The 24855-nt window shown below is 65.3% G+C and carries 24 protein-coding genes and 1 pseudogene; 13 read left to right on the top strand and 12 right to left on the bottom strand.

Translation table 11 applies throughout. From position 1 onward, the window contains the following. Position 1 precedes the first annotated feature (1 nt). Both QN413_RS18050 and QN413_RS18045 read right to left on the bottom strand, forming a co-directional pair. Positions 2-1543 (bottom strand): aldehyde dehydrogenase family protein, encoded by a 1542-nt coding sequence (locus QN413_RS18050; protein WP_323497947.1) that lies wholly within the window; start codon positions 1541-1543, stop codon positions 2-4. A gap of 72 nt (positions 1544-1615) precedes the next feature. Continuing rightward, complete coding sequence (locus QN413_RS18045; RefSeq protein ID WP_187052941.1) at positions 1616-2434, bottom strand: IclR family transcriptional regulator; 819 nt, start codon at positions 2432-2434, stop codon at positions 1616-1618. 170 nt (positions 2435-2604) lie between these two features. Here QN413_RS18045 and QN413_RS18040 point away from each other — a divergent pair. From QN413_RS18040 to QN413_RS18010, 7 genes and pseudogenes are all read left to right on the top strand, one after another. Then, a pseudogene (locus QN413_RS18040) lies at positions 2605-3688 on the top strand (ABC transporter ATP-binding protein). Positions 3689-3696: 8 nt separating this feature from the next. Further along, positions 3697-4566 (top strand): ABC transporter permease, encoded by an 870-nt coding sequence (locus QN413_RS18035; RefSeq protein ID WP_323497971.1) that lies wholly within the window; start codon positions 3697-3699, stop codon positions 4564-4566. A gap of 18 nt (positions 4567-4584) precedes the next feature. Further along, complete coding sequence (locus tag QN413_RS18030) at positions 4585-5379, top strand: ABC transporter permease (protein ID WP_323497946.1); 795 nt, start codon at positions 4585-4587, stop codon at positions 5377-5379. 2 nt (positions 5380-5381) lie between these two features. Further along, on the top strand, positions 5382-5699 hold the full coding sequence (locus QN413_RS18025) for a (2Fe-2S)-binding protein (RefSeq protein ID WP_323497945.1): 318 nt from the start codon (positions 5382-5384) through the stop codon (positions 5697-5699). Continuing rightward, positions 5696-7093: an FAD/NAD(P)-binding oxidoreductase gene (locus QN413_RS18020; RefSeq protein WP_323497944.1), complete on the top strand. Its 1398-nt coding sequence runs from the start codon at positions 5696-5698 to the stop codon at positions 7091-7093. Before QN413_RS18025 ends, QN413_RS18020 begins: the two co-directional genes overlap by 4 nt. Beyond that, positions 7090-8247: an FAD-dependent oxidoreductase gene (locus QN413_RS18015; RefSeq protein ID WP_323497943.1), complete on the top strand. Its 1158-nt coding sequence runs from the start codon at positions 7090-7092 to the stop codon at positions 8245-8247. Before QN413_RS18020 ends, QN413_RS18015 begins: the two co-directional genes overlap by 4 nt. A gap of 140 nt (positions 8248-8387) precedes the next feature. Continuing rightward, positions 8388-9374, top strand: a complete 987-nt coding sequence (locus tag QN413_RS18010) for an ABC transporter substrate-binding protein (RefSeq protein WP_323497970.1) — start codon at positions 8388-8390, stop codon at positions 9372-9374. Between the two features lie 36 nt (positions 9375-9410). Here QN413_RS18010 and QN413_RS18005 read toward each other — a convergent pair whose 3' ends face one another. Both QN413_RS18005 and QN413_RS18000 read right to left on the bottom strand, forming a co-directional pair. Then, positions 9411-9572: a hypothetical protein gene (locus tag QN413_RS18005; RefSeq protein ID WP_323497942.1), complete on the bottom strand. Its 162-nt coding sequence runs from the start codon at positions 9570-9572 to the stop codon at positions 9411-9413. A gap of 9 nt (positions 9573-9581) precedes the next feature. Then, a complete protein-coding gene (locus QN413_RS18000; RefSeq protein ID WP_187052933.1) occupies positions 9582-9776 on the bottom strand; it encodes a hypothetical protein in 195 nt (64 codons plus the stop codon). A 261-nt stretch (positions 9777-10037) separates the two neighbouring features. Here QN413_RS18000 and QN413_RS17995 point away from each other — a divergent pair, with 261 nt between their 5' ends. The 4 genes from QN413_RS17995 (at position 10038) to QN413_RS17980 (ending at position 13568) form a co-directional block, all read left to right on the top strand. Then, on the top strand, positions 10038-10481 hold the full coding sequence (locus QN413_RS17995; RefSeq protein WP_323497941.1) for a hypothetical protein: 444 nt from the start codon (positions 10038-10040) through the stop codon (positions 10479-10481). Positions 10482-10577: 96 nt separating this feature from the next. After that, positions 10578-12050, top strand: a complete 1473-nt coding sequence (locus tag QN413_RS17990; protein ID WP_323497940.1) for an NAD(P)/FAD-dependent oxidoreductase — start codon at positions 10578-10580, stop codon at positions 12048-12050. Between the two features lie 15 nt (positions 12051-12065). Further along, a complete protein-coding gene (locus tag QN413_RS17985) occupies positions 12066-12626 on the top strand; it encodes a DUF4124 domain-containing protein (RefSeq protein WP_323497939.1) in 561 nt (186 codons plus the stop codon). A gap of 762 nt (positions 12627-13388) precedes the next feature. Next, positions 13389-13568, top strand: a complete 180-nt coding sequence (locus QN413_RS17980; RefSeq protein ID WP_323497938.1) for a hypothetical protein — start codon at positions 13389-13391, stop codon at positions 13566-13568. 7 nt (positions 13569-13575) lie between these two features. On the opposite strand, the gene QN413_RS17975 is transcribed toward QN413_RS17980, so the two are convergent. From QN413_RS17975 to QN413_RS17940, 8 genes are all read right to left on the bottom strand, one after another. Beyond that, positions 13576-15048 (bottom strand): D-aminoacylase, encoded by a 1473-nt coding sequence (locus QN413_RS17975; protein WP_323497937.1) that lies wholly within the window; start codon positions 15046-15048, stop codon positions 13576-13578. Between the two features lie 70 nt (positions 15049-15118). Continuing rightward, on the bottom strand, positions 15119-16135 hold the full coding sequence (locus QN413_RS17970; protein ID WP_323497936.1) for an oligopeptide/dipeptide ABC transporter ATP-binding protein: 1017 nt from the start codon (positions 16133-16135) through the stop codon (positions 15119-15121). Further along, positions 16132-17181: an ABC transporter ATP-binding protein gene (locus QN413_RS17965; RefSeq protein ID WP_323497935.1), complete on the bottom strand. Its 1050-nt coding sequence runs from the start codon at positions 17179-17181 to the stop codon at positions 16132-16134. Before QN413_RS17965 ends, QN413_RS17970 begins: the two co-directional genes overlap by 4 nt. A 28-nt stretch (positions 17182-17209) precedes the next feature. After that, positions 17210-18103 (bottom strand): ABC transporter permease, encoded by an 894-nt coding sequence (locus QN413_RS17960; protein ID WP_323497934.1) that lies wholly within the window; start codon positions 18101-18103, stop codon positions 17210-17212. 13 nt (positions 18104-18116) lie between these two features. After that, positions 18117-19052 carry an ABC transporter permease gene (locus tag QN413_RS17955; RefSeq protein WP_323497933.1) on the bottom strand — a complete coding sequence of 312 codons (936 nt, stop codon included), beginning with the start codon at positions 19050-19052 and terminating at the stop codon, positions 18117-18119. A gap of 31 nt (positions 19053-19083) precedes the next feature. Continuing rightward, on the bottom strand, positions 19084-20670 hold the full coding sequence (locus QN413_RS17950) for an ABC transporter substrate-binding protein (RefSeq protein WP_323497932.1): 1587 nt from the start codon (positions 20668-20670) through the stop codon (positions 19084-19086). A 45-nt stretch (positions 20671-20715) separates the two neighbouring features. Beyond that, positions 20716-22176, bottom strand: coding sequence for a M81 family metallopeptidase (locus QN413_RS17945; protein WP_323497931.1), 1461 nt, complete (start codon positions 22174-22176; stop codon positions 20716-20718). A gap of 10 nt (positions 22177-22186) precedes the next feature. Continuing rightward, complete coding sequence (locus tag QN413_RS17940; RefSeq protein ID WP_323497930.1) at positions 22187-23365, bottom strand: FAD-binding oxidoreductase; 1179 nt, start codon at positions 23363-23365, stop codon at positions 22187-22189. A gap of 193 nt (positions 23366-23558) precedes the next feature. Here QN413_RS17940 and QN413_RS17935 point away from each other — a divergent pair, with 193 nt between their 5' ends. After that, positions 23559-24203 carry an XRE family transcriptional regulator gene (locus QN413_RS17935; protein ID WP_323497928.1) on the top strand — a complete coding sequence of 215 codons (645 nt, stop codon included), beginning with the start codon at positions 23559-23561 and terminating at the stop codon, positions 24201-24203. Between the two features lie 22 nt (positions 24204-24225). Continuing rightward, on the top strand, positions 24226-24852 hold the full coding sequence (locus QN413_RS17930; protein WP_323497927.1) for a DUF2141 domain-containing protein: 627 nt from the start codon (positions 24226-24228) through the stop codon (positions 24850-24852). The last annotated feature ends 3 nt before the right edge of the window (positions 24853-24855 follow it).

Below are 24855 nucleotides of genomic sequence, written 5' to 3'. Positions count from 1 at the left end.
CTCAGCCGATGTCGAAGGTCACGCCCTGCGCGAGCGGCAATTCGGTCGAATAGTTGATCGTGTTGGTGGCACGCCGCATGTACGCCTTCCAGCTGTCGCCGCCGGCCTCGCGGCCGCCACCGGTTTCCTTTTCACCGCCGAAAGCTCCGCCGATTTCGGCACCGCTCGGTCCGATGTTGACGTTGGCGATGCCGCAGTCGGAACCGGCGCTCGACATGAAGCGCTCGGCCTCGCGCATGTCGAGCGTGAAGATGGAAGACGACAGGCCGGCGCCGACCGCGTTGTGCCAGGCAATGGCCTCGTCCATGTTTTCGTAGCGCACCACGTAGAGGATCGGCGCGAACGTTTCGCGCAGCACCGCGCCTTCGTGTGCTTTCAACTCGACCAACGCAGGCCGCGCATAAAAAGCGTCGGCGCCGCCGATGCCCGTCACGCGCTCGCCGCCATGTACGGTGGCGCCGGCAGCGCGGCTCTCGTGCAGCGCGTTCTGCATGCCGGCAAAGGCCGCAGCGTCGATCAGCGGACCGACCAGCGTGCCGGGCTCGCGCGGGTCGCCGACCTGCACGCTGGCATACACCTTGGCCAGGCGCGGCACGAAGGCGTCGTAGATGCTGTCGTGCACGAACAGGCGGCGCAGCGAAGTGCAGCGCTGGCCGGCCGTGCCCATGGCCGAAAAAGCGACGCCGCGCAGCGTGAGGTCGAGGTCGGCGGAAGGCGCGACGATGGCGGCGTTGTTGCCGCCGAGTTCGAGGATGGCGCGAGCGAATCGGGCGGCCACGCGTGGACCGACCTGGCACCCCATGGCGGTCGAGCCGGTGGCGGAAAGCACCGCCACGCGCGCATCGTCGACCAGTGTCTCGCCGATGTCGCGCTGCCCGATCAGCAACTCGAGCAGGCCGGCAGGTGCGTCACCGAAGCGTGCGAGCGCGCGCTGCGCGATGGCATGCACGGCCAGCGCGGTCAGCGGCGTTTTCTCCGAAGGCTTCCACACCACCGAATCACCGCATACCAGCGCCAGCGCTGCGTTCCACGACCACACGGCCACAGGAAAGTTGAAGGCGGAAATGACGCCGCAGACACCCAGCGGATGCCACGTTTCCATCATGCGGTGCTGCGCTCGCTCGGTGGCGATCGTCAGGCCGTAGAGCTGGCGCGACAGGCCGACCGCGAAGTCGCAGATGTCGATCATTTCCTGCACTTCGCCGGCGCCTTCGGATGGCACCTTGCCGACCTCGATGGTCACGAGCCGGCCGAGATCGGCCTTGGCCACGCGCAGTTCTTCGCCCAGCAGGCGGACCAGTTCACCGCGGCGCGGTGCCGGCACCTTGCGCCATTCGAGGAACGCCGCGTGGGCGCGCCCGATGGCGGCAGTCGCCTCGGCGGACGAGCTTTGCGTGACCGCGGCGATGGTCTCCCCGGTAACGGGCGAACGTGCCGGCAGATCGCCGCCGACGGTTGCGGCGCGCGGCACGCCGAGACGCTCCAGCAGGGCTGCGACTTCTTCGGAAAGAGCGGATGCAGGGGAGCTTTGGGCTTGGGTCATGGCGTCAAAAAGTGGAGGCATAGGTGGAGGACGAAGACACGTGAGAAAGGCGCATCGGCTGCATTCGCGACATCAAGCAGACGCATTGGCCAGGATCTGCGAGGGCCGGCGCAGGGTGGGATCGAACGGATTGATCTTCGGCCCGATCGCGACCGCCTCGCGCTTGAGCAGTTCGACCACGGTCGGCAAGCGGTCGGCATTCAGTCGGTCGGCGATCGTGCCGACGGCCAGCGCGGCGACGGCGCGGCCTTCGCGATCGAGGATCGGCACCGCGACACCGGCCATGCCGTCGAGCAGCCCTGCGTTGCGAGCGGCGAAACCGGCTTGCCGAACGCGATCGATCTCGGTGCGCAGATAGACCTCGTCGTGGATGCCGTACTCGCGCAGCCGCGACAGGTTGAAGCGGATGACTTCTTCACGCTCAGCCTCGGGCAAGAACGCCAGGATGGCCATCGCGCCCTGGCCGACGCCGAGTGCCACGCGCCCACCGATGTCGCCGGAAAAAGAGCGAATGGGAAACGGCCCTTCGCTTCGATCCAGGCAGATCGCGTCGAAGTTGCTGCGTGCCAGCAGAAAGATGCTGTCGCCGAGGCTTGCGCACAGGCGCAACAGGGCAGGTCGGCACAGCGTGCGAAGGTCGCCCGGATTGCCGGCGTGCGCCGCCATCGCAAAGAACTCGATGCCGAGCCGATACAGCTTGCTGCGCGCGTCTTGCTCGACGATGCCCTCTGCGACCAGCGACTGCAGCAAACGGTGCGCCGTGGCCTGGGTCAGCCCGACGCTGCGCGCGATCTGGGTCACGCGGCCCCCATCCGGGTGCACTTCGGTGAGCGCGCGGATCACCGAAAACAGCCTAGGCACTGCAGCCGTCGAGGCTATGGGTTCTGTCATGTCGTTGCGCGGAATAGTCTTATCTTTTAGTGCTTTAAGTATTCCATTTAATGGAATAAATAAAAGAAAGATTCTATTCTATGGAATACCCGAGCGCTCAGGGCGCATTCCTTGCAATAGATTGCCTGACTTCCGCCACGACGGTGGAAGTAGATGAAAAAGAGGTCGGCATGTCTTTCCTGCAACTCACGGGCGTCACCAAGTTCTACGGCGATACCTGCGCCGTGTCTTCGATGAACCTGTCGGTCGAGAAGGGCGAGTTCGTCTCGCTGCTCGGGCCGTCCGGTTGCGGCAAGACCACCACGCTCCAGATGGTCGCCGGCTTCGAGGCGGTGACACAAGGCCGCATCGAACTCGACGGCCGCGACATCACCCATGCCAAGGCCAACACGCGCGGCCTCGGCATCGTGTTCCAGACTTACGCGCTCTTTCCGCACATGACGGTGCGCGACAACGTCAGCTTCGGGCTGGAGATGCGCAAATTGCCGAAGGCGCGAAAGGCGCGAGCGGGTTCGCGATGCGCTGGCCCTGGTCCATCTCGAAGCGCATGCCGACAAGTACCCGCGCGAGTTGTCCGGCGGACAACGGCAGCGCGTGGCGCTGGCGCGTGCCCTGGTGATCGAGCCGCCTGTCCTGCTGCTCGACGAGCCGCTGTCTAACCTCGACGCCAAGTTGCGTGAAGAAATGCAGTTCGAACTGCGCCAGATCCAGCGCAAGGTCGGCACCACCACCGTCATGGTCACGCACGACCAGAGCGAAGCGATGTCGATCAGCGATCGCGTCGTCGTCATGGAAGGCGGCCGCGCCACGCAGATCGACCATCCGCACAACGTCTACGAGCATCCGCGCACGCGCTTCATCTCGACTTTCGTCGGCAAGGCCAACCTGCTTGAAGGCCGAATCACCGGCGACAGCCCGAGGCAAACCGTGCGGATCGGCACATTGAGCGTCGATGTGGCCGACGCCGGGTTCCGCGCCGGTGCGTCCGTTCTGCTCAGCGTGCGTCCGGAAAAGCTGCAACTGGTGGCGTCGGGCAGCGGCCGTCTCGATGGCGAAGTCGGCGAGCGCTTCTTTCTCGGCAGCCAATGGCTCTATCGCGTCGCCACGCCCATCGGTGACCTGATGGTGCTGTGCCCGAACGATGGCCGCGACGCATTGGAAGAGGGCGCGCACGCCGCTGTCGACTGGCCGGACCATTGCACGCGGTTGCTGCCGGCCGATGACGAAACGGTGGTCGCCGAGGTCGCAGCGTGAGCCAGACGATGAGCCTGCCGAACAAGGAGCGCAGCAAAGCCACGCCGTGGTGGCTGTCGGGCCCGGCGCTGCTGCTGTTCGCCGCGCTGCTCGTGGTGCCGCTGGTGCTCACCGCGGTGCTGTCGTTCAACGTCTACGACCCGGTCACTGGACCGAAGGCCGGCGAGTTCACGCTGGAGCACTACGCACTGATTTTTACCGACAGCTATTACTACGGCATCTTCTGGCGCACCTTCTGGATTTCCGGGCTAGTGGCGCTGATCTGCGTGGCGATCGGCACGCCGGAAGCCTACGTGCTCAGCCGCATGCGCAACCCGTGGCGCTCGATCCTGCTGCTGGTGGTGCTGGCGCCGCTGCTCGTGTCGGTCGTGGTGCGCGCGTTCGGCTGGAGCATGCTGCTCGGCCCCGAAGGCCTGGTGAACGGGTTGCTCGGCCTTGTCGGCATCGGGCCTATCAAGATGCTCTACACGGAGACGGCGGTCGTCATCGCGCTGGTGCACGTGATGCTGCCCTTCATGGTCATCCCGGTGTGGACCTCGCTGCAGAAGCTGGATCCGGGCGTCGAAAACGCTGCGCTGTCGCTCAAGGCGTCGCCCTTCACCACACTGCGCCGCATCGTGCTGCCACAGGTGATGCCGGGCATCCTGTCGGGGAGCCTGATCGTGTTCGGGTTGTCTGCCAGTTCCTTCGCGATCCCTGGTCTGCTCGGCGGGCGCCGGCTGAAGATGGTCGCGACGGTCGTCTACGACGAGTACCTGCACGAACTCAACTGGCCGCTCGGCGCCGCCGTCGCGTTGGTGCTGCTGGTCGCCAACCTGGTGGTCATGCTGAGCTACAACCGGCTGGTCGAAGGCCGGTACAAGAAGTCCTTGGGTTGATATGAACTCCACGCGCTCATGACCAAGAACGGACCCTTCGCCCTCGCGTTCAACGCGCTGGTCATCGCCTTCATGCTGGCGCCGCTGGTGGTGGTGTGCGTCGTCGCCTTCACGCCCGAAAACACGCTCACGCTGCCGACGACCGAGTTCTCGCTGCGGTGGTTTCGCGCGGTGTTCGCGCACCCGGACTTCATGCAGTCGTTCTGGAACAGCCTGTGGCTGGCGCTGGCGTCGGCCACTATCGCGACGCTGCTGGCGGTGCCCGCGGGCATGGCGATCACGCGCTATGAATTTCCGGGGCGCGACTTCCTCAACGCGCTGTTCTTGTCGCCGCTGATCATTCCGCATCTGGTGCTCGGCGTGGCATTGCTGCGCCTCTTCGCGCTGGTCGGCGGCACCGGCAGCTTCGGCTTTCTGGTGATGGCGCATGCGTTGATCGTCACGCCGTACACGCTGCGGCTGGTCGTCGCGGCGCTCGTCGGCTTCGACCGCAGCGCCGAGCAGGCGGCACTGTCGCTCGGTGCGACGCAAGTCACCGTCTTCACGCGCATCACGCTGCCGATGATCCTGCCTGGCGTGACGGGTGGCTGGATGCTGGCGTTCATCAACAGCTTCGACGAAGTGACGATGTCGATCTTCGTCACCTCGCCCAGCACCGTGACCTTGCCGGTGCGCATGTACATGTACGCGACCGAATCGATCGATCCGCTGATGGCAGCGGTGTCGGCACTGATGGTGGCGGTGACTGCTGTCGCGATGATCCTGCTCGACCGCGTGTATGGGCTCGACCGCGTGCTGGTGGGGCGCCGCTAGCCATGTCTTCATCCCAACCCCTGCTGCGCCGCGTCGCTGAACAAGATCGCGAAGCCGTGGCCTTCAGCATCGACGGTGTGGCCGCGAGCGCGCTGGTCGGCGACACGGTGCTGACGGCCATGCTCACGCAGGTCGGCCGGCTGCGGCGCAACGAGTTCAGCAGTGAGGCGCGGGCCGGCTTCTGCATGATGGGTGCATGTCAGGACTGCTGGGTCGAGACGGCCGATGGCGCGCGGCTGCGTGCCTGCTCGACGTTCATCGAGTCGGGCATGGCGCTCACTACAGGCAGATCAGGCGCTACGGATGGAGCGCTTGCATGAAGACGACCCTCGCGTTGCTGCCGGTGATCGTCGGCGCCGGACCGGCCGGCATCCGTGCCGCGCAGACGCTGGCCGGCTACGGCATCAGGCCCGTGCTCATTGATGAAGCATCTCGCGCCGGCGGCCAGATCTATCGCCGCCCGCCGGTGCACTTCAAGCGTGCGCCTGAATCGCTCTACGGCATGGAAGCGTCCCGCGCGACAGCGCTGCATGGCGCGATCGATGCCGTGGTCGATGCAATCGACTACCAACCCGACAGCCTGGTCTGGAACGTGCAAGACGGGCGGCTCGACGTGATGCACGGACCGACGCAAACCACGCACACCGTGCCCTATCGCCAGCTCATCGTCGCCTCAGGTGCGACCGACCGTGTGCTGCCCGTGCCGGGATGGACCTTGCCCGGCGTGTACACGCTCGGGGGTGCGCAGGTGGCGCTCAAATTTCAGGGTTGCACGATAGGCTCCCGCGTGGTGTTCATGGGCACCGGGCCGTTGTTGTATCTGGTGGCGTACCAGTACGCGAAGGCCGGCGTCGACGTGGCGGCGGTGCTCGACACCGCGCGCTTCGCCGACCAACTGGCCGCGGTCCCGGCCCTGCTGACGCAGCCTGCTGTCTTCATGAAGGGCGTGTACTACGTCGGCTGGTTGCGTGCGCATGGCGTGGCGTTGCACAGCGGCGTGCGGCCCGTGCGCGTGCTGGGCGACCAGCGCACGAGCGCTGTCGTGTGGGAGCAAGACGGCCGCGAGCACACGCTCGATTGCGACGCCATCGGCTTCGGCTACGCGCTGCGCTCCGAGACGCAATTGGCAGACCTGCTCGGCTGCCGCTTCGCCTTCGCACCGACGCAGCGGGCACACCTGCCCGAGCGCGATGCGGTGGGCCGCTCCAGCGTGGCCGGCGTGTACCTGGCGGGCGATGGCGCCGGCATCATGGGCGCCGATGCCGCAGAGTGGGCCGGTGAACTCGCAGCGCTGTCACTGCTCGCCGACCAAGGCGTGCACATCGACGCCGACCGTGCGCGAAAACTCGAGCGCAAGCTTGCAAAGCTGTCGCGTTTTCGCGAGGGCCTCGAACGCGCCTTTCCGTTCCCACAAGATTGGGCAGCGCACGCACCTGACGAGCTCGTGGTGTGCCGCTGCGAGAACGTGACGGCAGGCGAGCTGCGCCAGACCATCCATGACAGCGGTGCCGATGAACTCAATCGCCTCAAGGCCTTGAGCCGAGTCGGCATGGGTCGTTGCCAGGGCCGCATGTGCGGCGTGGCGGCGGCGGAAATTCTTGCGCACGCCGTCGGCAAGCCGGTGCAACTGGTCGGTCGCCTGCGTGGTCAGGCACCCATCAAGCCGATCCCGATTCACCTGATGCATGTAGCGAGCGAAGGAGCCAGCGCATGACGCAGCGCAACGCCACCGATGTGGCCATCGTCGGCGGCGGCATCGTCGGCAGTTCGGCCGCGCTCGCTTTGCGCCGCATGGGGCTTGGCGTGTTGCTGCTGGAGCGTGACCTGTGCGGCTCGCGGTCGAGCTGCATCAACTATGGTGGCGTGCGCCGCCAGGGTCGGCCGCTCAGCCAGTTGCCGTTGGCACAGCGCGCGCACGAAATGTGGGGGCGCTTGCCCGAACTCATCGGCACCGATGGCGAATACCTGCGCTCCGGCCACTTCAAGATCGCACGCAGCGAGGCCGACCTGGCAGCGCTCGAAAGCTATCGCGACAGGGCGCGCGATTTCGATCTCGGCATTGAAATCTTGTCGGGCGCCACGCTTCGTGTGCAGTGTCCGTGGCTCGGCGGCAAGGCGGTCGGCGGATCGCTCTGCGCCGAAGACGGCCAGGCCAATCCGCGGCTGGTGTCGCCCGCCTTCGCGATGGCCGCGCGGCGCGCCGGTGCGGTAGTCCATGAGCGCACGCGCGTCGATGAGATCGCGCACGACGGCCAGCGCTTTCATCTGCGGGCTTTGAATCTGGAATCAGGCAACGCGATCCACGTCGAGGCGCCGGTCCTGCTCAACTGCGCTGGCGCGTGGGCCATCACCATCGCTGAACAGTTCGGCGATGTGGTGCCGATGGTTTCGCGCAGCCCCGCCATGGCCGTCACCGAGCCGTTGCCGTTTTTCATGCAGTGGAGCCTTGGCGTGGAAGGTGGCGGTGTGTATTGCCGCCAGGTCGCGCGGGGCAATCTGGTGCTGGGCGGCGGTCCGGGTCGCCTGCTCGATGCCGACCGCTCGCGCTCGGATCGCGACACCATCGCCCTGCTTTCGAAGCAGGCAATCGAGCTGCTGCCGATGCTGCGCAATGCTCACTTCATTCGCACGTGGGGCGGCACCGAAGGCTATCTGCCGGACCGTCAGCCGGTGATCGGCCCGAGTCGCACGACGCCGGGTCTGTTCCATGGTTTCGGCTTTTCCGGCGGTGGCTTTCAGATCGGACCGGCCGTCGGCGAGGTGCTCGCCGATCTGGCGCGCGACGGCCGCACCCGCACACCCATCGGTGCCTTCGCGGTCGACCGTTTTTCATCCGTGCCGGAAGCAACGCCGGCGCTTGCCTCGTAAGTCATTTCGTTTCCCGTTCCTCGTCCCCACCCTCGAAAGGAAAGCCCATGTTCCGCTCCATCCGCTCCACCCAACAGCCCATCGCGTCGCGCCGCGCGCTCTTCACCGTGACCGCGGTTGCCGCCCTTGCCGCGTGCGGCATGGCAAACGCCCAGACCAAGACGATCTACATCGGCATGAACGGCGGCACGATGGAGAAGGCGTATTCGCAGTACGTCTTCCCTGCCTTCGAAAAGCTCTACGGCGCGAAGGTCGTCGTGGTGCCGGGCACCTCGTCGGACATCCTGGCCAAGGCGCAGGCCAACAAGGACAAGCCGCAGATGCACGTGATGTTCCTGGACGACGGCATCATGGTGCGCGCCATCGGCATGGGCTTGTGCGAAAAGCAGCGCCCGAGTGCTGCGCTCAACGACATTTATCCGGCCGCGCGCTTCAAGGACGACATGGCCAGCGGCGTGAGCCTGGGCGTGACGGGCCTTGCCTACAACGCGAAGATGTTCAAGGAAAAGGGCTGGGCCGCGCCGACCTCGTGGATGGACCTGGCCGACCCCAAGTTCAAGGGCAAGGTCGTGTTCCAGTCGGTGTCGGCATCGTCGTTCGGACTGCACGGCTTCCTGATGTTCAACCGCATCCAGGGTGGCAACGACAAGAACGTCGAGCCTGGCTTCAAGGCCTGGCCCACGACCATCGGGCCGAACGTGCTGGAGTACATCCCGAGCTCGGCCAAGATTTCCGAGATGGTGCAGACGAATGAAGCGGCTATCTTTCCGCTGACGCCAACCGCCATGGCCGCGCTCAAGGTAAAGGGCATTCCGGTCGAGTACGCGAACCCGAAAGAAGGCTCTGTCGTGTTGATGGTCGGCCAGTGCGTGATCGCCAACAACAGCGAGCCCGAACTCGCACAAAAGCTCGCCGAGTTCCTGTTGTCGCCGCTGGCTCAAGCAAATGTGCTGCAGTACGGCAGCCAGATCCCGACCAATCCGAAGGCGCCGGCCGTCGGCGAAGGGGTGGGGCAGGTCGCTGCAATCAACGGCTACATGAAGACCGCGATCACAGTTGACTGGGAAAGCATCAACGCGAACCGTCCCGCCTGGAACGCGCGCTGGAACAAGACGATCGAGCGTTGAGCGGTTGGGAGTTCAGCGGCCGAGCGATAGGGCGGTTCAGCGAAGGACGACCACGGCCAGAATGACGAGGACTGCGACGACCGCCGCCGCGATCCACAGCCACGATACGCGGCGCGCGGGATCTCCGGTTCCATCGGCCTTGCTCAAATCGGCAAAGCCTGTGTCGTTGCCGGAGCGAGTGTTTTTTTGGTTGGCCATGGGGTTCGATCAGCGGGTTGCCAGAGAAACGATCGACACGCCAAAAGCGACCATCAATGCGATCACCAGCCCCGCGTGCAGCCACACGCGCGAGCCGCCGCTGTTGCGGTATTCGCGCCGGCTCCGCTCGAGCGCCGCGGTGCGGGTGGCTCGTTCCGGCTTGTCGGTCCACCAGCCGAAATTGGTATCTGTATCGTCGTTCATGTAATCCATTTTAGTTACATTCGGACGCAAGTGCGGCTCGCAAAAGGTTGGGTGGAAACATTTGTTTTCGATCGTGATTTAGTGCGCTTTCTGACGCGACCGACTTGAAAACGTCCTCCAAAAAGGGGCTGTGTCGGTGCGACGCCACCCTGACGGCGCTGAAGAAGTGCGCCTACAGGGTCACGGCCTGCGCTTCCGTGGCGACTGCACGAGACGGCGTCTAACCTCCGTGTTTCTTACTTTCACACCGTTGCGCATCCCATGAAAACCACTCCCTTCGCTTCAGCCACCGCGCTCACGTTCGCATTGGCCCTCGGTGCTTGCAGCACCGCGCCGTCGACCACGACAACCGCGGTAAACAGCCCGGATCCGACGATCCTGCTGGTGCCGGTGCAGATCACCGATCCGGCATTACAGTCCGGCTGCTGGGCGCAGTTCTATTCGCAGCGCAACTTCGAAGGCGACATGGTGACCCTGGTCGGGCCTGCCGAAGCCGAGAGCATGGACAAAGGCACCGCACGCGCGCTCAAGCGCGAAATCGACAGTGTGTCGGTCGGCCCCAAAGCGACGCTGCAGGTCTACGAGCACGCGATGTTCAAGGACCGCGTGGTGGACTTTCCAGCCAATAGCCGTGAAGGCGGCCTGGTGCGCAAGCTGGGTTTCGGCGGTCGTATCGAGGCGCTGAAGTTGAGCTGCGCTTCCTGAGGCGGTGCTTCGCCACGAGGGCAGTGATCGACTTGATTGCGCCCTTCGCCCGCTTCGCGTGACACTCGGCCGCAGACGACCTGAAAAGGACACTCGATGGCGGATGAATTCGTTGACGTATTGATCGTGGGTGCCGGCATTTCCGGCATCTGCGCGGCGTACCACCTGCAGAAGCACTGCCCCGACCGGAGCTTTGCAATCCTGGAGGCACGCGCCTCTATCGGCGGTACTTGGGATCTGTTTCGCTATCCCGGCGTGCGCTCCGATTCCGACATGCACACGCTCGGCTTTTCGTTCCGTCCGTGGACCGATGCCAAAGCCATCGCGCAAGGGCCCGCCATCCTCGACTATCTGCGCGACACCATGCAAGAGCACGGCATCGACCGCAAGGTTCGCTTCGGTCACAAGGTGCTGCGCGCGGAATGGTCCTCCTCCAAGTCGGAGTGGCGTGTGGAAGTCGGCTGCGCTGCAGGGGGCAACGCGTTGTCCATTCGCTGCGGCTTCCTCTTCATGTGCAGTGGCTACTACGATTACGCCCAGGGTTACCGGCCCGAGTTCCCCGGTGAGGCCCGCTTCAAAGGGCGGATCGTGCATCCGCAGCACTGGCCTACCGATCTGGACTGTGCGGGCAAGCGCGTGGTGGTGATCGGCAGTGGCGCCACCGCCGTGACGCTGGTGCCGGCCATGGCTGACAAGGCAGCGCACGTGACGATGCTGCAGCGCTCTCCGACCTGGATGGCGGCGCGTCCGTCGGTCGACGCACTGGACGTCCGGCTGCGGCGCTACTTGCCTCAGCGTGTGGCGCTCGGCATCGCGCGCTGGAAGAACGTGCTTTTGAGCCAGTTCGTGGTCGCCCTCTGCAAGCACCGTCCGCAGCGCATGCGCAAGCTGTTGCTCAGTGGGGTGCACCGGGCGCTCGGGCCGGGCGTCGACATCGCCACCCACTTCACGCCGCGCTACAACCCTTGGGAGCAGCGCCTGTGCCTCGTGCCCGATGGTGATTTTTTCGAAGCGATCAAGTCCGGGCGAGCCTCCGTAGTGACAGACCGCATCGCGTCCTTCACCGAGACCGGTTTGCGCCTCGCGTCGGGCGCCTTGCTCGATGCCGACATCATCGTGACGGCCACCGGACTGAAGCTGGCGGTGCTGGGCAACACCGCCTTGTATGTGGACGGCCAGCGTGTGGAGCCTTCGCGCAGCGTCAACTACAAGGGTCTTATGTTGACCGGCGTCCCCAACATGGCCAACACTTTCGGCTACACCAACGCGTCGTGGACGCTCAAGGCGGACCTCACCGCGCGCTACGTTTGCCGGTTGCTCAATCACATGCGAAAGACCGGCGCACGACAGTGCTTGGTTCCCGCGCTGGCTCCCGACGCGCCCCTGCGTCCATGGACCGATTTTTCATCGGGCTACTTTGAGCGTGCCGCTGGCCAGTTGCCTCGGCAGGGCGTGACCCGGCCATTCAAGCTGAACCAGAACTACCTGAGCGACAGGGTTGCGATGCGCTTCGGTGCCGTCGACGATGGTGTGATGCGATTCACGCAATTCACTCCGCGCTCGAACTGAGGACAATGGAAACCCATGCGACACCTCTTCGTCTTCGCGCTCTGTCTGAACGCCGGCGCCCTGGCATGCGGAGCGGCGCACGCCCAGGTCATTCGTTGCGTCGATAGTGCCGGCAACGTGAGCTACACCGATCACCAGTGTCCGGCCAATACGCGCAGCGCAGAACAGGTGATGGGCCCCGAGGCCACCGACCCGCGGCTGGCTCTGCCGGAGCGGCAGCCGTCATCGTCCGTGCCGCCATCGGCAACGCGAGCGCCGCAATCGCCACCGGCCGATCGCTTCGCCGAAGAACGTGCCGAAGCACAGCGACGCGCGCTGGAACGCCAACGTCGTGCCGCTGAATACGCGGACGACAGCGCGGGCACGCCATATCCATACCCTTACGCGTATCCCGACAGCAGGTACCGCCAACCCGGCCCGCCGCAAGACATGCGACCGCAACTCCGCTCGTGCGATGCCGGCGGCTGCAACGACACGCTCGGCAATCGCTACAACCCGAACGGCAAACTGCAGAGCTATCAAGGTCTCAACGGCCAGAGGTGCCAGCCTGTGGGCACGACGGTCGTCTGCCGATGAACGGTGGCCGATGACCATTTAGCCAAATTGACCAGGGGATAGATCGAGTAGCGGGCCCATGGTCGCCCTTCGAGATATTTCGCTAAGGCTGCGAAAACGCGAGACTTTTCGTGACCGTGACGTCTGTCATGGATACGAGGACGACCATGCGTTTCACGACTGCTGTTTTTGCGCTGCTTCTGTGGCTGGCCGGAGGTGCCTCGCAAGCGGACACGCTGTTTCCCGGCAAGATCCCATTGGGGGGTATTTGCTTGGCGGCAGGTGCCGACCCTGGGCCCATGAGCGAATGGGGCGCACGCGACGCCCGGTGCGCATCGAATTCATGCGATCCGGGACCCGCCTCCGAGGCGGTTCGAAAAGGTGGAGAAAAGGTTGCGTGGTACTGCGCGGCGCGGGTCGCGCATTGCGCTTTTCCGAGAGGATCGGGCGTCATGAAAGGCGCGCGCGTGGATTCCGGCGAATGCACCTGCGACCCTGCCGATATTGCGGACGGGAGATGCCAGGGTGTGCAGCATCACGCTGTCGCGGTGCTCCCAACGAGCAGACCGGTGGGAACCGTCGCCTGCGATCCGGCCAGCCCGTTCGAGGGCTGCCATTGAAGTGCAGCCGACGTTGGTAAAAAGCCTCGCCGACAAGCGTTTTGTTACCTACTTTGCGAAAGCGTGAAATCCGCACATCGCAGCCATGTACAGCCCAAGTCCAATCGAGTCCTCATCAATGGAACTCAGAGGTATCGATGTGCGAAGAGGATTGGAACTGGTTGTGGACGAACCCATCAGCGGACGTTTCTTGTGGGCGGTGCTGGGGCGTGAAGTCTTCGGCCTGCCTCGCGCTACGCTCGAAAAAGCGGCCACGCCGCAACCGACGCGTAGCCAGGCCGTTCAGGCCGGAATCGCTGCGATGCAACGCCACATCGAGCCCGCGCCCGCGCGCCGCGCCTGAAGAGGGCTTACGACGCTTCCGCCGTCACCTTGTCACGGCGCGTAATCACCTGACCGCTGCGCGCACCACTGTGCACGCCGTGATGCCAGGTGATGGTCCCGTTGACGATCACGGTATCGATGCCTTCCGCCGGCTTTGTCGGCGTCTCGTAATTCGCCGCATCACGAACGTTCGCCGCATCGAAGATCACGATGTCGGCGTGCTGTCCGACCTTCAATGTGCCGCGGCCATGCAGGCCGAAGTTGCGCGCAGTGAGCCCGGTCATCTTCCACACCGCGGTCTCCAGTGGGAACAAACCGATGTCGCGGCTGTAGTGGCCTAGCACTCGCGGGAAAGTGCCCCACAAGCGCGGATGCGGCTTGTCGCCGAGCGGGATGCCGTCAGAGCCGATCATCGTCTCGTCGAACGCCAGCACGCGCTGCACATCGTCTTCGTCCATCATGAAATAGATCGCGCTGCCCGGCTGCAGCTTGCGAGCGGCCGCGTCGTTGGGGATGCCCCATTCTGTGGCGATGTCCGCCAGGTCGCGGCCGGCGCACTCGGGGTGCGGCTCGCTGCTGGCGATGAGCACACGGCCTTCGAGCATGCCGCGGTCGGTGCGGATCATGGTCGAGCCGGCCGTGTACGGGTAGCAGTCGAGCGACACGCACTGGTGCTTCATCGTTTCTCTGATGAAGGGCAGCGTGACCTTGGTACGGCCGAAGTTGTGCGTGTTCTGCACCTTGTGATGCGACACGACCACCGCGATGTCGAGCGCACGGCCGATCGCAAAGGTCTCTTCGAGTGCCTCCATCACGTGATCGCCCTCGTCGCGCATGTGGGTCGCGTAGACCGCGCTGCGCTTGCTCAGCGGGCGGCTCACCTCGATGATTTCCTCGGTCGTGGCCTTGACCGCCGGCGGATAGAAGGTGCCGGTCGACAGGCCGATCGCACCCGCTTGCATCGCCTCTTCGACATGCGCCCGCATGGCCGCGATTTCCGCAGCGTTGGCTGGCCGATCCAGGTCGCCCATGGTCAACGCGCGCAAGGTCGAGTGGCCGATCATCGCCGCCACGTTCACTGACGACGGCGTCGCGCGCAGCGCATCCAGGTACGCCTTGAACGTCGTGAAGCGACCTTCGGCGGGCGAGTCGATGAGGCTCAGCGGCATCGGCAGTTCCATGTCGGCGCGCAGCGGTGCGGCGCTGATGCCGCAGTTGCCGGCCACCACCGTGGTCACGCCTTGCGACACCTTGAAGGGCATCGCCGCTTGCGACAGCACGGCTTGGTCGTCGTGCGTGTGCGAGTCGATGAAGCCCGGCGCCACGATACGGCCGGTCGCGTCGAGCGTGCGGTCTGCCGTGCAGCCGTCGAGCTTGCCGATGGCTGCGATGTGACCGTCGATCACGCCGATATCGGCGATGAAACGAGGCGCCTTGGTGCCGTCGATGACGGTGCCGCCGTGGATGAGCAGGTCGTAATGGCTTGGCGCTGGCGTCATGGGAAATCCTTTGTTGGGTTACGGCGTGGGTGCGAAGTTGACGGTCGGCTGTAGCGTCTGTCTTATGCGGCTAGCGGAAATGGCAAGCCACCCAGTGCCCGCCGGTCGAAGCGGAATCGCGCTCGCTCAACGTCGGGTCTTGTTGCTTGCAGATGTCCTTGGCGATCGGGCAGCGCGTATGAAACCGGCAGCCCGACGGCGGGTTCGCCGGGCTCGGCGGATCGCCCTGCAGCAGCATCCGCTTGGCCGGCGTGCGCGGGTTCGGCACCGGCACCGCCGACAACAATATCTCCGTGTACGGATGCCGCGGTACCGAGAACAGCGTGTCGCGATCGGCCACCTCCACGATGCGTCCGAGGTACATCACCGCCACCCGATGGCTGATGTGGCGCACGACAGCCAGGTCGTGCGCCACGAAGAGGTAGGCGATGCCGAACTCCGCCTGCAGGTCCATCAGCAGGTTGACCACCTGCGCCTGCACCGACACGTCCAACGCCGACACCGGCTCGTCGCAGACGATCAGCTTGGGGTTGAGCGCCAGTGCCCGCGCGATGCCCAGGCGCTGTCGCTGGCCGCCAGAAAACTCGTGTGGGAACCTGCTGACGGATTCGGGTCGCAGGCCCACCTTGCCGAACAACCAGGTCACGCGCTCGTGCCGCTCCGCACGTGACATGCCGAAGTTGCGCAGTGGCTCGCCCACGATTTCGCCCGCTGCCAGCCGCGGACTCAGCGACGCATAAGGGTCCTGAAAAATGATCTGCACATCTCGCCGGCGCAGCCGCATGTGCTTGGGGCTCAGCGTGGTCAGCTCTTCGCCATCGAGCTGCACGGAGCCCGAGGTCGGCTCGATCAGCCGCATCACCGACTTGGCGGTCGTAGTCTTGCCGCAGCCCGACTCTCCCACCAGCGACAACGTCTCGCCGCGCGCGACGGTGAAGGAGACGCCATCGACCGCTTGCACCGGCGGCTTCTGCTTGGCGAGCCAGCGTTTGGGTGCGGCGTAGTGCTTCTTCAGGTTCGTGACTTCGAGCAACGTCGTTGAAGTCGCTGCGAGAGGCGTCACTGGATCGAGGACAGCCGCGTTCATGCGATGGCACCTTCTTCATGGTCGATGCGACCTTCTTCGACCGCGAAGCAGGCAGCGGTGTGACGTTCGCCGGGTTGTCGGGGATCACCATGATTCGTCAGGCCCGGCACTTCTGCCACGCAGCGCGCATTGGCATACGTACAGCGCGGCGCAAAGGCACAGCCATGACGCGGCGATTGCGGTGACGGCACCAGCCCCGGGATCTCGGTCAGCCGCGCGCTGTGCGTGTTCATCGAAGGCATCGACGCCATCAGCGCGCGCGTGTACGGATGCAGTGGCCGCTCGAACAGGTCGATCACGTCGGCCTCCTCGACCGTGCGGCCGGCGTACATGACGACCACGCGGTCGCAGCTCTCGGCCACCACGCCCAGGTCATGCGTGATCATCACGACGCCCATGCCGAGCTCCTTCTGCAGCCGGCGGATCAGGTCGAGGATCTGCGCCTGGATCGTCACGTCGAGCGCGGTGGTCGGCTCGTCGGCGATCAGCACCTCGGGATTGCAGGCAAGGGCGAGCGCGATCATCACGCGCTGTCGCATGCCGCCGGAGAGTTGATGCGGGTACTCATGAACCCGCCGCTCCGGCTCCGGAATCTGCACGACGCGCAGCATCTCGACCGCGCGCGCCAAGGCTTCGGATCGGGTCGCCTTCTGGTGCACCTGCACCGTCTCGGCGATCTGCCGACCGATGGTCAGCACCGGGTTGAGCGAGGTCATCGGCTCCTGGAAGATCATCGAGATGCGGTTGCCGCGGATCTGCCGCATCTCGCGTTCGCTCAGCTTCAGCAGGTCGATGCCACGCAACCGCACCGAACCGCTGATGCGCGCGGGTGGTGTGGCCAGCAGCCGCATGATCGACAGCGCAGTCACGCTCTTGCCGCAGCCGGACTCGCCGACCACGCCCAACGTCTGGCCGGCGCGCACGGTGTAGGAGACGCCGTCGACCGAGCGGGCCGGGCCGGTGAGCGTGTCGAAGTGGGTTCGCAGGTTGTCGACCTCGAGCAATGGCTCGCCGGTGGGCAATGCAATGCGGGACAGGGCTTTCATCGGGTGGGCGTTCCTGTGCGCTGCGCGTTCATAGCTGACGTGCCAGACGCGGGTCCAGCGCATCGCGCAAGCCATCGCCCAGCAGGTTGATTGCCAGCACCGTGATGGCCAGCAGGATGCCGGGGTACAGGATGATGTGGAACGCCACCGCGACGAAATTGCGGCCTTCGGCCATCATGTTTCCCCAGCTCGGCGTCTGCGCCGGGATGCCGACGCCGAGGAACGACAGCGCGGCCTCGGTCAGCACCGCGGCCGCTGCCACGAAGGTCGCCTGCACGATCAGGGGCGCAACCATGTTGGGCAGCACGTGGCGCGCCAGGATCACCGGCAGCCGGGTGCCGACGGCATGCGCCGCTTCGACATAGAGCTGTTCGCGCAACGTCAGCGACAGCGAGCGCACGAGGCGTACGACGCGCGGTATCTCGGGGATGGTGATCGCGACGATCACGGTCGTCAGGCTGGCGCGCGTCACCGCCATCAGCGCAATCGCCAGCAGGATGCCGGGGATCGCCATCAGCCCGTCCATGATGCGCATCACCAGCGTGTCGGCCCACCGCACGAAGCCCGCGAGCAGGCCGAGCAGCACGCCCAGCACGGTCGCCAGCACGCCGACCCACAGGCCAACGATCATCGACACGCGCCCGCCCCACACGGCGCGGCTGAAGACGTCGCGCCCGAGCGCGTCGGTGCCGAAGTAGTGCTCGGCCGAAGGCGGCTGCATGCGCGCCAGCGGGTCGATGTCCTGAGGGTCGAAATTAGCAATCCAGGGTGCCGCGATCGACAGCGCCGCGATCGCGATCAGCAGCAGCGCGCCGATGATCAGCGTCGGGTGCTTGCGCGCCCAGTGCCAACGTGGCAGCACGAAGGGGACGTCTGCTGCAGCGATTGAATCGGGCACGACAGGAGGCAGAGCGGTAGACATGAGGCGGTGGCGTTCAGTACTGGATGCGCGGGTCGAACAGGCGGTAGCTCAAATCGATCAGCAGATTGATCAGCACATACACGCCGGCCGAAATCAGCAGCACGCTCTGGATCACCGGATAGTCGTGGCGCTGCACCGAATCGATGACGAGCCGGCCGACGCCGGGAATGGCGAACACGGTCTCGGTGACGACCACGCCGCCGATCAGCAACGCGATACCGACGCCGATGGTGGTGGCGATCGGGATCGCTGCATTGCGCAGCGCATGCCCCAGCACCGGCAGCACACCGAGACCTTTGGCGCGCGCGGTTCGGATGTAGTCTTCGTGCAGCACTTCGAGCACGGTCGCGCGCGTCATGCGAGTGACCAGTGCGATATAGACCAGCGCGAGGTTCACGCAAGGCAGCACCAGGCTGCGCAGCCACGGGCCGACGCCGTCCGCGATGCGCGAGTAGCCCTGAACCGGGAACCACGGCAACTGGATCGCGAAGACGTAGACCAGCAGATAGCCGATCATGAAGACCGGCACCGAGAAGGCCAGCACCGCGAAGAGCATGACCAGCCGATCGATCCAGCTGCCGGCGCGGTAGGCCGCCAGCGTGCCGAGCGGCACGGCGATGAGCAAGGTGAGCAGCATGGTGAGTGCCGCGATGGATGCCGTCGGCTCCAGTCGCTGCGCCAGCAGTCGCGTCACCGGCACCTGCGTGAAGATCGAGATGCCGAGGTCGCCGGTCGCGAGGCGCCCTAGCCACAGCGCGAACTGCTGCCACAACGGTTGATCGAGGCCCAGCGCGGTGCGCAGTTTCTCGATGTCTTCACCGGTCGCCAGGTCGCCGGCGATGAGCGCCGCCGGGTCGCCGGGCGACAGGTGAATCAGCAGGAACACCACGACGGCGACCACCGCCATCACGGGCAGGGTGGCGAGCAGGCGGCGAAGGATGTAGCCCATGGCGAAAGTCTCGGGTCTCTGGTTCGACTGCTTACTTGTCGAGCACCCACACCGCCGGCATGCCAGACCACAGCTTGTCGATGCCCTTGATGTTGGAACGTGCCGCGAAGGCTGCTGAATACTGGCCTGCGTTCACATACGGGATCGCTTCGTAGGCGCGCTTCTGGAAGGCGTCGAGCAGCTCCTTGCGCTTGGCCGGCACGGTTTCCTTGATCCAGGCGGTGCGCAGTTCGTCCAGTTCCTTGTCGCAAGGCCAGCCGGGTAGCGAGTTGCCGCAGGCCGCGCTGAGATAGGCGTTGGTAATGGGCGAGTTGACGTCGAACTCGCCGGCCACCGTCACGTACATGTTCCAGCCGCCAGCGTCGGGCGCATCCTTCTTGGCACGGCGCGCGCCGATCGAGGCCCAGTCCATGTTCTGCATGTCGACGTTCATGCCCATGTTGCGCATCGTCTGCGCAGCCATCAGCGCTTCGGCGTTCAGGTAGGTGACGTCGGTCGGCACCAGCAGCACGACCTTCTCGCCTTTGTAGCCCGACTCGGCGAGCAACTGCTTGGCCTTTGCCAGATCGGTCTTGCGATAGGGCTCTGCGCCGGCGCTGGTTTCATTGGGGCCACCGCAAATGAAATACGTCGCGCAGTAGGTCACGCGCATATCGAGCGGATAACCCATCGCCGCGGTGAACTTCTCCTGATTGACCGCCATCGCGAGCGCTTGTCGCGCCTTCGGGTTGTTGAACGGCGGGTACATGTGGTTGAGCACCAGAAAGCCCTGGTACGAGCCGCCGGCGCCGATCTTCACGTTCTTGTCGGTGCGCAGCGGCGTGATGTAGTCCGGCGGCACTTGCTCGACCAGATCGACCTCGCCGTTCTTCAGCGCTGCGATGGCGCTGTTGGCGTCTGGCAGATAGAGCCATTCGACGCGATCGAAGTTGCTCTTCTTGCTGCCGGCCAAACCGCTCGGTGGTTCGCTGCGCGCCACGTAGTTGGGGTTACGCACGAACACCGCCTTGTTGCCTGGGACCCATTCGTCACGCTTGAAGATGAAGGGGCCGGAGCCGAGCACTTCGGTCAGCGGCGAAGTCGCCGGCATCTTGGCAAGTCGCTCCGGCAGGATCACCGGCGGAAAGCCCGAGGGCTTGGCCAGCGCGTCGAGCACCATGCCGAAAGGCTCCTTCAGCGTCAGCGAAAAGTTGTTGGCATCGACGGCTTTCCACTCGGCACCGACCGCGCCCATGGCACGGCCCAGGCTGTCGCGTGCACCCCAGCGCTGCAGCGATGCGACCACGTCGGCCGAGGTCACCGGGTTGCCGTCGGAGAACTTCAATCCGGGCCGCAGCGAGAAGCTCCACTGCTTGCCGTCTTTCGACATGGCGTACTTGTCGACCATCTGCGGTTGCGGCTTGCCGGTAGCGTCTTGCGCGAAGAGCGTGTCGTAGACCATGTAGCCGAAGTTGCGCGAGATATAGGCGGTGGTGAAGGTCGGGTCGAGGATCTTCACGTCGGCATGCGCGACGACTTTCAATGTCTTGGTCTGCGCCTGCGCGGGCAGGCCGGCAAGCGCCAGAGAGAGGCCCAGGCTGCCCCATGCAGCGAGGGTGGCAAGCGTGCGTCGTTTCATCGTCGGTACTCCGGTGGTGAGTTGGGCTGAAAACAAAGAAGGGAATCAGGCAGCGGCGACGGTGGGCACCAGCGGCCACTTCGGCATGCGCGCCTTGCGGTACGGCAAGGTCGACAAATCGATGGTCACGGCGCCCGGCGCGCCCGCGTAGATGACGTGCTTCGCGACCTTGGAGAACGATGCGTAGAAGTGTTGCGAAGACTTCACCACGATGATCTTTTTAGAAGCCAAGTCACAGCCGAGCTGCGTGAACACATCCGTGCCCATCGCCTGATTGCGCAGCGTGATCAGCACGACCTCTATGCCGTTGGCCTCGACCAGCGCGCAGTCGCCAAGCGCCACCGGCGTATTCGCCAGGCCGGTCATCACCATGTCGTGGCGCAGTGCCTTGACCGTGCACATCAGGTCGAGCGGGTCGCCCGACATCGGGCCGATCTTGCCGCCGATGCGCAGCGCGAGCCGTGCGCCTTCTCCGGCCTCGAATGCGATGCGTGCAGCGATCGGGTCCCACATCGGACCGACCGCAGCGTTGTCGATGCCACGTTCGATCATGCGTCGGAGGATGAAGGTCGAGTCGCCCGCCGCGCCGCCGCCGGGGTTGTCGGCGCCGTCCGCCAACACGACCGGGCCGCCAGCGAAAGCCAGCGCTTCGTCGAGCGCGCTGTCGATGTCCGGATAGCGCACCGCCAGCGCCTCGCGCATGCCGATCAGTTCGTCGGCCAGCTGGCGTGACAGGACATCGGCCTTGGCCTGGTCGCCGTCGGCATAGACCAGCAGCTTGGTGCCCATCTCGGGCACGTCGCCCCACGAGAAACCGTGTGCAACCGAAATCGACAGCACGCCGTCTTTGCCTTCGAGCGACTGCAGGCGATCGACGAAAGCGCGCGCCGGATTGCGCGAGGTGTGGACGGTCACGATCATGTCGCAGTCGACCACCGAGGCCACCGGCTTGATCTTGCCTTCGACCATGGCTGCGCAGAGGTCGACCAGCTCGATGCCGCGCTCCAGCACGTCGGTGTGCGGGTACTCCTTGAAGGCGATCAGCAGGTCGGCCTGCGCGATCATTTCCGGTGTGAGGTGGCAGTGCGGATCGAGCTCGGCGCCGACGACGACCTTGGGCCCGACGAGTGCGCGCACGCGGGTGAGCAGGTCGCCCTCGCAATCGTCGTAGCCGTCGGCGACCATGGCCCCGTGCAGGCCGAGCACCACCATGTCGACCGGCAATGCGGCGGCGAGGTCGGCCAGCAACTCTTCACGCAGCGTTTCGTAAGCGTGCCGCGTCGTGGTGCCACTGGGCTGCGCGCCGGCAACCATGCCCTCGACCAGGTCCCAGCCGAGTTCCTTGCCGCGAAGGCGGGCCGCCCACAGCGGCCCCGAGAAGAACGTCATCGCATCGGGGTGCTTACCCGCGGCGTAGTAGCCGCGGTCCTTGAACGACGCGAGGCCGGTCGGCATCGGTCCGAAGGTGTTGGTTTCGGTGGCGAGAGATCCGCTGAAGACACGCATGGGGGGCTCCTTAAGAGGTGGGTGAAAGGGCTGCGGCCTTGCGCAACCGCTGTGGGCCGAGCATCTCCGCGGTGAGACCAAACGACGCGGCGTGCGCCGGCACCGGCAGCCCGCGCGCCAGTGCCGCGCAGGTTTCGCCCATCGTGGGCGAGGTCTGGATGCCGTAGCCGCCTTGCGCCGCGACCCAGAAGAAGCCGGGCACTGCGTCGTCGAAGCCGCCCACCAGATCGCCATCGGCGACGAAGGAGCGCAGCCCGGCCCAGGTGCGCGTCGGCCGGCGGATCGCGAGCGTGGTGTTCTCTTCGATGCGGTGAATCGCCAGCGCGATGTCGAACTCTTCTGGCTGGATGTCTTGCGGCTCGACCGGGTCGGCGTTGGCCGGCGAACCGAGCAGCATGCCGGCGTCGGGCTTGATGTACCAGTCTTCGGTCGCGCCGAAAGCCATCGGCCAACGCGATGCGTCGACGCCCTCCGGCGGCGCGAAGATAAAGGCCGAGCGCCGCCGTGGCTCGATGCCGATCGGCTGCACGCCGGCCAGTTTCGCGATGGTGTCGACCCAGGCACCGGCTGCGTTGAGCACGACAGGCGCTTCATACGTGACACCGCCAGCCCGCACGCGCCAGCCTTGCGCGGTGCGCTCCATCGCATCGACGGGCGCGTTGCAAACCAACTTGCCGCCGGCTTGTCGCATGCCGCGCAGATAACCCTGGTGAATGGCGTGTACGTCCATGTCGGCCGCGTCGGGTTCGTAGACGGCGCCGATGACCTGCTCCGCGCGCAGCACCGGCACCAGCGCGAGGGCGCCGGCGGTATCGAGTCGTTGCGCGCCCTTGCCCATGCCGCGCAACACCTCCCAGTGCTCATCGAGATGCGCCTCTTGGCCCGGCGCCGCGATCATCATGGCGCCGCGTGGCGTCAGCAGCGGATGGGCGGTGAAGCCGGGCGGCGGGTTCTCGAAGAAAGCGCGGCTCGCCATCGTGAGCGCGCGCACCTGTTGCGTGCCGTAGCTTTCCATGAAGAGCGCGGCAGAGCGGCCGGTCGAGTGATAGCCGGGCTGGTCTTCGCGCTCGAGCACGACGACCCGGCCGTGCGGTGCGAGCCAGTGCGCAACCGAGGCGCCGGCGATGCCGGCACCGATGACGAGAAAGTCCGCCTGGACTGCGGAAGGTGATGAAGCCGTGACGCTCATTGGAAGATGGTGCGGACCGCGCGCAAGTGGTGCATTGAGGGGAAGAAGCAGGGCAAAGGAGGACCGAAAGTTGGCGCAGCGTAAATCACAATTTGCGGATACGCAAATTTCAGGCCAGTTCGCGGTGCGGCGTACGTATGAACATTGTTCTGGCTGGCAGAATTCGGCAACGAAAACGACTGGACGGCAAGCCTTGAAAGCACATCCACGCAGCGCCCCCGCGGTCGAGCCCACCACGCTCGACCGCGAGACCTTCGGCAAGCGTTTGCGCACGGCTCGCAAAGCGTTTGGCTGGACCCTGTCGCAACTGTCGGCGCTGTCGGGCGTGTCGATCACGACCATCTCGCGTGCCGAGCGTGGGCAGCTCGCCCTCGGCTACGAAAACTTCGCGGCACTCGGGCGCGCACTGCGGATGGACATGAACGCCATGTTCGCCAGCGACGGTGTCGAGCCGGCCTTGCTCGACGGGCCGGTGGTCACGCGCGCTGGCAAGGGCGTGGTGTATCGCGGCCTGTCTTTCGCGTATGAGTTTCTCGGCACCACAGCGGCCGGCAAGCAGATGAGCCCGGTGGTCGGGACAGTCCATTCGCGCACCCTGAACGGCCCGGAAGATTTCGCACGGCATGCCGGCGAAGAGTTCGCCTATGTGCTTTCGGGTGCGATCGACGTGCACTTCGAGGATGGTGAGGTGGTGCACCTGGCCCGTGGCGATTCGCTGTATTTCGAAGGTCGCATCGGCCACGCGTATGTCACCGTCAGCCGGCAGCTTGCCAAGATCGTCGGCGTGACCACGACCGATACGGCGTTCATGCAATCGGCACGGGCACGGGTGTTGTAACGCGCGAGCTGATACTTTCGTGGTGCCGTCGTGGCCCACGCTGCGGCTCGAGGCCGAAGTGGAAGTCGTCTTGTTCAGCTTCCCGGATCGGCCGGTGCAAGACGCCGTCGGCATTCACCGCGAAGCCTCCGAACGCTTCGCGCCAGCCGGCAGCATCTTGTCGCATTCCGATGGCCGTCGAGAACACTTCGCGCGATGGTCGGAGTTCCACTTCCCAAGGGGCTTCGACATGAATTTTTTCCGACCGCTGAGTGCGACCGTCTTTGCATTGCTGCTCCCGTTCGCCGCCAGTGCAGCCGACCTCAAAGTCACGGTCACCGATGGACCGACGGTTCCGGCCACGCTCTTCGTGGCGCTGTTCGACTCGGCCGAAGCCTTTGCCGCCGACAAGCCGCTGGTATCGCAGAAGGTTCCAATGCGGGACGGCACAGCGCAGTTCGCTTTTGCCGGTCTGGCAGCGGGGCGCTATGTGGTCAAGTCTTTCGCCGACGAGAACGGCAATGAAAAGCTCGACACGAATCTGGTGGGATTCCCGACCGAGCGTTACGGGTATTCGAACGATGCCAAGGGGCGCATGGGTCCGCCGTCGTTCGACGCGGCTGCGGTCAAGGTGGATGCCGACAGCACCATCGCCTTCCGCCTGCACTGAGCG

Source organism: Variovorax sp. LG9.2, assembly GCF_035018885.1.
Lineage (GTDB): Bacteria > Pseudomonadota > Gammaproteobacteria > Burkholderiales > Burkholderiaceae_C > Variovorax.
The sequence above is the reverse complement of the archived record's forward strand: the minus strand, read 5'-3'. Positions and strand labels throughout refer to the sequence as shown.